Source organism: Streptomyces sp. NPDC058459 (genome assembly GCF_042721685.1).
In the GTDB taxonomy this organism is placed as follows: Bacteria; Actinomycetota; Actinomycetes; order Streptomycetales; family Streptomycetaceae; genus Streptomyces.
This window is the reverse complement of record NZ_JBHXLV010000336.1, coordinates 1-4038: the sequence shown is the minus strand read 5'-3', so window position 1 is coordinate 4038 and position 4038 is coordinate 1. Positions and strand designations below refer to the sequence as shown.

General features: G+C 72.9%; 3 protein-coding genes. All 3 read right to left on the bottom strand.

Annotated elements, in window-relative coordinates:
• Positions 1–54 precede the first annotated feature (54 nt).
• A complete protein-coding gene (glgB, locus tag ACFWN1_RS32085) occupies positions 55–2262 on the bottom strand; it encodes a 1,4-alpha-glucan branching enzyme (RefSeq protein WP_384369885.1) in 2208 nt (735 codons plus the stop codon).
• A 4-nt stretch (positions 2263–2266) separates the two neighbouring features.
• Positions 2267–3631, bottom strand: coding sequence for a maltokinase (locus ACFWN1_RS32080; protein ID WP_384369882.1), 1365 nt, complete (start codon positions 3629–3631; stop codon positions 2267–2269).
• A gap of 32 nt (positions 3632–3663) precedes the next feature.
• Positions 3664–4038 (bottom strand): alpha-glucosidase C-terminal domain-containing protein (locus tag ACFWN1_RS32075; protein ID WP_384369879.1); only part of this gene is annotated, 375 nt, incomplete at its 5' end.

Genomic DNA, 4038 nt, shown 5'->3' with positions numbered 1-4038 from the left:
GCCGGGGTCCGTACGACCCTGGCCGCCCCTCGTCGGGCGCCGGTGCCCGCTGGCTCAGCCGGCGGGCGTGAGCCACACCGTGGAGAGCGGCGGCAGCGTGAGGCGCAGCCGGCCGTCCTCGGGGCGGAGCCCGCCCGCGTCACCCGTCTGCACCCCGCTGCCGCCGTACCGCACCGCGTCGGTGTTGAGCGCCTCCTGCCAGGCGGGCACCTGCTCGGGCGCCCACAGCCGGTAGTCCTCCCGGACCACGGGCGAGAAGTTCGACACCGCCAGCAGGGGAGTACCGTCCTCGGCGTACCGCACGAACGCGAAGACGTTGTCGTCGGCCGCGTCGCACATGGACCACTGGAAGCCGCCCGGATCGGTGTCCCGCTGCCACAGCGCCGGCACGTCCCGGTACACCGTGTTCAGATCCCGCACCAGGTCGCGCACGCCCAGGTGGCCGGCCGCCGAGTGGTAGTCGTCGGCCAGCAGCCACCACTCGGGCCCATGCTTCTCCGACCATTCGGCGCCCTGCGCGAACTCCTGCCCCATGAACAGGAGTTGCTTGCCGGGATGGGCCCACATGAAGCCCAGGTACGCCCGGTGGTTCGCGCGCCGCTGCCACCAGTCGCCGGGCATCTTCGACACCAGCGCCTGCTTGCCGTGCACTACCTCGTCGTGGGAGATGGGCAGCACGTAGTTCTCGCTGTACGCGTACACCATCGAGAACGTCATCTCGTGGTGGTGGTACTTCCGGTGCACCGGCTCCTTCTGCACGTACTCCAGCGAGTCGTGCATCCAGCCCATGTTCCACTTCAGCCCGAACCCGAGACCGCCGCTGTCGGTCGGCCGGGTCACGCCCTCCCACGCCGTCGACTCCTCGGCGATGGTCACCACACCCGGGCAGCGCCGGTACACGGTGGCGTTCATCTCCTGGAGGAAGGCGACCGCGTCCAGGTCCTCACGCCCGCCGAAGAGGTTCGGCGCCCACTGGCCGTCCTCCCGCGAGTAGTCGAGGTAGAGCATCGAGGCCACGGCGTCCACGCGGAGCCCGTCGATGTGGAACTCCTCGCACCAGTACACCGCGTTGGCGACCAGGAAGTTGCGCACCTCGGTCCGGCCGAAGTCGAACTCGTACGTCCCCCAGTCCGGGTGCTCCGCCCGCCGGGAGTCCCCGGGCTCGTACAGCGGGTCCCCGTCGAACCGGGCCAGCGCCCAGTCGTCCTTGGGGAAGTGGGCCGGCACCCAGTCCATGATCACGCCGATGCCCGCCCGGTGCAGCGCGTCCACCAGGAACCTGAAGTCGTCCGGCGACCCGAGACGCGGCGTCGGCGCGTAGTACGAGGTGACCTGGTAGCCCCAGGACCCGCTGAACGGGTGCCCGGCGACGGGCATCAGCTCCACATGCGTGAAGCCCAGGTCCCGGACGTACGCGGGCAGTTCCTCGGCCAGTTCGCGGTAGGTCAGCCCCGGCCGCCAGGACGGCAGATGCACCTCGTACACCGACATCGGCGCCCGGTGCACGGGGGTGTCGCCCCGGTGCGCCATCCACTCGGCGTCGTCCCACGCGTAACGGGAGGAGGTGACGACCGAGGCGGTGTCCGGCGGGACCTCGGTGAGCCGGGCCATCGGGTCCGCCTTCAGGAACCGGTGGCCGTACCGGGAGGTGATCTCGAACTTGTACCGGGTGCCCTCGCCGATCCCCGGCAGGAACACCTCCCACACCCCGGCCGCGCCCAGCGAGCGCATCGGGTACTGCGTGCCGTCCCAGAAGGTGGACTCCCCGGCCAGCCGCACCCCCTGGGCGTTCGGCGCCCACACGGTGAACCGGGTGCCCCCGACGCCCTCGTGGGTCATCGGCTGGGCGCCCAGCGCCTTCCACAGCTCCTCGTGCCGGCCCTCCCGGATCAGATGCAGGTCCAGCTCACCGAGCGCGGGCGCGAAACGGTACGGATCGTGCGTCGTCCGCTCGCCGTCCGCGTACGCCACCACCAGCTCGTACGCGGGGATCTCCGGGTACGGCAGCACGGCGGAGAACAGACCGCCGCCCTCCGACACGAGCGGCGAGCGCTCCCCGCCGGCCAGGACGCTCACCCCGAGCGCGTGGGGGCGCAGCGCCCGGAACAGGACGCCGCCGGGCACCGGATGGGCGCCCAGCAGGGCGTGCGGATCGTGATGCGCGCCGCCCAGCAGCCGGTCGCGCTCCTCGCCCGCCAGGGCCACGGCCGGGGTGCGGACGGCGTCCGAGGGCTGGGGCAGTGTGGTGTCGCGCAGTGCCATGACGTCAGCCTCCCCACTCGGCGAGCCGCTCGATCGCTGCCATCGGGACCGGAAGCCAGTCCGGCCGGTGTCTCGCCTCGTACAGCACCTCGTACACCGCCCTGTCCGTTTCGTGCGCGCGCAGCAGCGCGTGCTCCTTGCGTGGGTCCCAGCCCGCGCGGGCCGCGTAGCCCGCGCAGAACGCCTCGCGGCAGCGGCTCGCCCACTCGGGTCGCCAGGGGCGGCGCTGCCGGGCCGCGTAGTCGAAGGAGCGCAGCATCCCGGCGATGTCACGCACCGGGGACTGCGCGGTCCGCCGCTCGGCGAGCGGTCGGGAGGGCTCGCCCTCGAAGTCGATGACGAACCACTCGGGCCCGGCGCGCAGCACCTGCCCCAGATGCAGATCGCCGTGGACGCGCTGAGCCCGCGGGCCGCAGTCGCGGACGGCCAGCGCGCCGAACGCGGCCCGCAGCCCCGGTACATAGGGCCGCAGCCCCGGTACCGCCCGCGCCGCCGCGTCCAGCCGGCCGCACATCGCCTCGGCCGTGGCCTCGTTCCCGTCCCCGCCGGCCGCCGGGAACGCCCCGGCCAGCGCGAGGTGCACCTCGGCCATGGCACCGCCCAGCTCGCTCGCCTCGGCGGTGAAGTCCTCGCCCCGGCCCAGCGCCCGCAGCGCCAGCTCCCAGCCGTCCACCGCGTCCGGCAGGAACGGCTGGAGCACGCCCAGCGTGGCCGGGCGCGGCGCGGTGGTGCAGAACCACGCGACCGGCGCGGGCACCTGCGCGCAGCCCTGCGCGGCCAGCGCCTGCGGCACCTCCAGATCCGGGTTGACGCCCGGCTGGATACGGCGGAACAGCTTCAGGATGTAGGAATCGCCGTACACGATCGAGGAGTTGGACTGCTCGGTGGTCAGCAGCCGGGGGGTGAGGCCGCCGGGCACATCGGCGGCCGGGTCGGCCTCGAAGCACAGCGGGCCCGCCCTGCCGGGCTGCCGCAGCCGCTCCAGCAGCAGCTGCGCCCAGCGCGGGTCGTTGAGCGCGTCGTACACGTCCAGCCCGGCCAGCGGGCCGTGCTCGGCGCGCCCGATGAACGCCCGCTCCAGGCCCGGCGCCGGCCGCTCGCGCAGGCCCAGCAGCAACTGGTAGCAGTCGCCGGGCGGGCGGGTTCCGCCGGGGGTGGAGAGCGGCGCGGGCGAGGCGTTCACCAGCAGATGCAGGCAGCCCGGGAACAGCTCGGTGACGGACAGCACCGACAGGTCGGCGGCCGGCCGGTCCTTGCCCGCGAACCAGCGCTGCCGGGGCAGCCACTCGCGCAGCAGGCCGCCCAGCGAGGCCAGGAGCCCGTCTGCACCGGTCGCCGCCGGGGGGCTGAGGGTGATGGTCTTGGGCATGGTGACGCGTCCTTTCCTCGGCGCCGGGCGCTCTAGCGGCGACGGCCGATGCGGGATGCGGGTCGGGTGAGCCGGAACCAGTAGAAACCGTGGCCCGCGAGGGTCAGGAGATACGGCAGTTCACCGATCGCCGGGAACTTCACCCCGCCGATCAGCTCCACCGGGTGCCGCCCGTCGAAGGTCCGCAGATCCAGCTCGGTGGGCTGCGCGAACCGGGAGAAATTGTGCACGCACAGCACCAGGTCGTCGCCGTACTCGCGCAGGAAGGCCAGCACCGCCGGGTTGGACGAGGAGAGTTCCGTGAACGAACCCAGTCCGAAGGCGGGGTTCTGCTTGCGGATCTCGATCATGCGCCGGGTCCAGTGCAGGAGGCTGGACGGGGAGGACATGGAGGCTTCGACGTTGGT

What these genes read in the sequence shown, in the direction of transcription:
- glgB (WP_384369885.1), bottom strand. Translation starts at nt 2,262, where the DNA reads ATGGCACTGCGCGACACCACACTGCCCCAGCCCTCGGACGCCGTCCGC.
- ACFWN1_RS32080 (WP_384369882.1), bottom strand. Translation starts at nt 3,631, where the DNA reads ATGCCCAAGACCATCACCCTCAGCCCCCCGGCGGCGACCGGTGCAGAC.